Here is a 3602-nt window from a genome sequence, read left to right as displayed (position 1 = left end):
ATCGACATTCTTCGAGCAGCCGCTCACCTACGAGCAGATGTGGCGTGACGCCTATCACGGCGTGCATCCGCAGGACCGCGCGAAGGCGATGGAGGCCTGGTCGCGCTACGAGGCGGGCGTTGAACCGTACCGCACCGAATATCGCGTATGCCGTTCCGACGGTAAGGAAGTCTGGGCCTTCGCGGTCGGCGAGATGACGCGCGACGAGGATGGCCGCCCGCTCAATCTTGTCGGCGCCTTGCAGGACATCACCCGAAGGAAACGGACGGAACTCGACCTGATCCATGCGCGCGATGCTGCGGAGGCGGCCAGCCACGCCAAGAGCGATTTCCTCGCCACCATGAGCCACGAGATCCGTACGCCTTTGAATGGCGTGCTCGGAATGGCGCAGGTGATGGCCGCCGGCGAACTCACCGCCCCCCAACGCGAACGCCTGATGGTCATACGCAGGTCCGGCGAGACCCTGCTCACGCTGTTGAACGACCTGCTCGACCTGGCCAAGATCGAAGCCGGCAAGCTCGAACTGGAGGACGGCGAGGTCGACATCGTCGAGATCGTGCGCGAGGCGCAGACCACCTTCTCGGCGCTGACCAGCGGAAAGGATTTGGCGCTCGGGTTCGATCTCGCGCCCGAGGCGCGGGGAATCTATCGCGGCGACACGACCCGCGTGAAGCAGATCATCTTCAATCTCCTGTCGAACGCCGTGAAGTTCACCGAGCAGGGCGCCGTCGAGATGAGGGTGGCACGGATAGACGATCTGCTCACGATCGCGATCGTCGATACGGGCATCGGCATGGACGCCGCTCAAACGGCCGCCCTGTTCGAGAAGTTCGTCCAGGCCGATCGGTCGACGACGCGCCGCTATGGCGGAACCGGCCTTGGCCTTGCGATCACCGAGGAACTCGCCAGACGAATGGGCGGCGCCATAGACGTGCAGACCGCGCCGGGACGTGGCTCCACCTTTACGGTGAGGCTGCCGTTGCGGTTGCTCCGGGCGAAGGTCGACAACGAGAGGCCGGACGAGGTCGATGGGAGCCCATCCGAAAGCCAGTTGAACGACCTTCGGGTGCTGGCGGCGGAGGACAACCTGGTCAATCAGCTGGTGCTCACGACCCTGCTCCAGCAGGTCGGCGTCCAGCCGGTCGTCGTCGGCAACGGCCAAGAGGCCGTAGCGGCCTGGGAGGCGCAAGACTGGGACCTGGTGATCATGGACATCCAAATGCCGGTGATGGACGGCCCGGCGGCGACGCGCGCGATCCGTCAGCGTGAAGCGGAAACCGGGCGCAGGCGAACGCCGATCATCGCGCTCACCGCCAATGTGATGACCCACCAGGTCTCGACCTACCGCGCCGCGGGCATGGACGGCATTGTCGCCAAGCCCATAGAGGCCGCTGCACTGTTCCACGCCATGGAGTCCGCCTTGATGGAGGGGGATGTGGCCGCAGCAAGGTTCGGTTAGATCGTCGGCGCCATTGGCGCGCCAAGAACACCGGCGTCAGCGACCGCCAGCACTGGCGTAAGTGCGCGGGCGTTTGCAATGGCCGTCATTCGTTGGCGCTGGAACCATCAGGTCGAATTCCGCCATAGCGGTAGTTGGTATGTCGGCGTTCGCCCGTCGCGCCTTATGAGCCGCGCGTGCACGACCCTATTTCAGATAGGCTGGCCGGTCCTTGGCGGAGGCGGGGACAACGGCAGACCTTGGCGGGTCTGTTGCTCGTGGCGGCAGAGTCCCAGCGCCTTATGACCTATCGGCTCTCGATCGCGCGGTACGGTCCATGGCCGCCGGGCGCCCGCCGCAGGAAGCGTACGCAACGCGAGGCTGAAGTTCCGAGCCGAAGTGTAGGTCAGCCGAAGTGCTGACGGCGAAACGTGGCAATGGGTCAAGTCCGCGCTTCGTTGTCGTTGCTTCACGATGCCATGCACAAGGCGAAAGTACGGCGGGGCGGTGTTCCACGGCAGATATCGGCTTCCTTGCCGTTTAACGCGCGCTTCGTTCGATCCAAAGCCGCCGCCCGGTCTTCGCCCGGCCCGTTAGAGGTGCGTTGAGATCGCATTGGCGCGAGAATGACAACCCGATCTCATCGCCCCGTCGCCACGCGATTTCGCCCGCAAAGGCGTCGCCCGAACGACAGATCAGCAACATCAACGGCTGTGAAAGATCATCAGGAGCGCCCAGCCGAACACGCGCGCCAGAATCGGTCAGGTCACGGATCGTGCAGTCGACGGTCAGCTTGGCGGGGCCGTGAATCAAGATGCCGGTCAAGAAAACCCTTCGCCGGAGCTCTTCACGGCGTTCCGCGTCGATGGCTTGGGCAGGAGGGGGCGGACGCTGGACCATGAGATCGGGATGGGGCTGAAAGCTTGAGGCGGGCTTTACGGCCCCCCGCAAGAGGGTCGCCTCTAGGCCCTCGGTTCCTCCGATTCACCGCCCAGATCAGAAGCTTTTGGTTTGGCCCCGAGGTGGCCGCCGCTCGCAACGGCGACAGCCTTTAGACGCCAGGTTGCCGCTTCATCGATCAGGCGTCCGCGTTCGGCCATGTTCGCCGCCGCTTGGCCCAGCAGGTCGTCGGCCCTTCGGCGACAGGAATCGACTGGAAGCGCCTCGATAATGCGGGTCTCAGGTCTTCTCGAGGGCTCGGGCGCCCGAATATTCGCAAAGCCGCGTTTGATCACCCAACCTCGGCGCGAAAAGACTCAGGACGCGCGACAAACGAGCGGGCTCCGCTCGCCGCGGTCTCGACCGGCATCGAGAGGTGGTGAACGGGAGCCAGTCGGCGTCGCCGTCAGCGGGATAGGCGCTTTCCCTGGCCTCACTGCGACCTCCGCGCCTTCAAGGGATCAGCTCGGCGAGTTCGGCCGCCGAGTTCCTGCACGCTCGTCAGTCGGCCGCGCCAGTGAATTCTATCCTTCGAAACCACTGTTGGCGCCACAGCCTGAGGGCGCTCTCCGCGCCAATGGGTCGGATAGATGTCAGGTGGACGGTCCTGACGGGCGCCCGGCGCAGGTGCGGATTGGAGCGGCGGGAGACGGGCATGGGCGGGCTGCGGCGTCCCACGCTGCGCGGGTTTCGCGCGACGCTCATCGATGCCGCCGCAAGCCGAGAACGTGGCTATTGTTTCGCTCGATTGTAACCGACGCCCGGCGGATCGGGCGCCAAGCCTGACATGCGGTCTGCTACGGAGCGACGCGCAGCACCGTGGTGACTTTGACGTTATAGGGGACGCTGAACGTCGCAAGCCCTGGCACACCAAACTCGACGACATAAGCCGTGCTCAGATCGGCGATTTCACCCCCTTCGACCTCGACCTTTGTGAGGGTCACCGTAACATCGGGGTTTGCCGCGCCGGCCAGATGCGAGGTCACGATGGCCTGGAGGGCCGGTTGCGTCAGCTCGGGGTCGATCACCATGGCGCGGGAGGCCCGGTCCATGGCGTGACGCACGTTAGACAGGCTGTGCTGCATCCAGCCAAATTGGAAGATGCCAAACAGCATCATCAGCATGACCGGGGCGACAATCGCGAACTCCACGACGGTCGCGCCGCGTTCGTCGCCCGCGAGTCCAAGGCCCTTTCGAGAGCTACCGGACACGGACGGTGGTCGTG

General features: G+C 64.8%; 3 protein-coding genes. 1 reads left to right on the top strand and 2 read right to left on the bottom strand.

All coding sequences use genetic code 11. The features are described 5' to 3' along the window. The coding region (locus Q8Q88_RS05085; RefSeq protein WP_305674117.1) for a PAS domain-containing hybrid sensor histidine kinase/response regulator at positions 1-1459 on the top strand (1459 nt) is incomplete at its 5' end. A gap of 519 nt (positions 1460-1978) precedes the next feature. On the opposite strand, the gene Q8Q88_RS05080 is transcribed toward Q8Q88_RS05085, so the two are convergent. Continuing rightward, on the bottom strand, positions 1979-2338 hold the full coding sequence (locus Q8Q88_RS05080; RefSeq protein ID WP_305674116.1) for a PilZ domain-containing protein: 360 nt from the start codon (positions 2336-2338) through the stop codon (positions 1979-1981). An 836-nt stretch (positions 2339-3174) separates the two neighbouring features. Continuing rightward, positions 3175-3602, bottom strand: a 428-nt coding sequence (locus tag Q8Q88_RS05075) for a TadE/TadG family type IV pilus assembly protein (RefSeq protein WP_305674115.1), incomplete at its 5' end; no start/stop codon positions are given.

The organism is Phenylobacterium sp., assembly GCF_030697925.1.
Lineage (GTDB): Bacteria > Pseudomonadota > Alphaproteobacteria > Caulobacterales > Caulobacteraceae > Phenylobacterium.
This window is presented reverse-complemented; position numbering and strand designations above follow the sequence as displayed.

Coding starts and splice junctions, on each gene's coding strand:
- Q8Q88_RS05080 (WP_305674116.1), bottom strand. CDS start 2,338: ATGGTCCAGCGTCCGCCCCCTCCTGCCCAAGCCATCGACGCGGAACGC.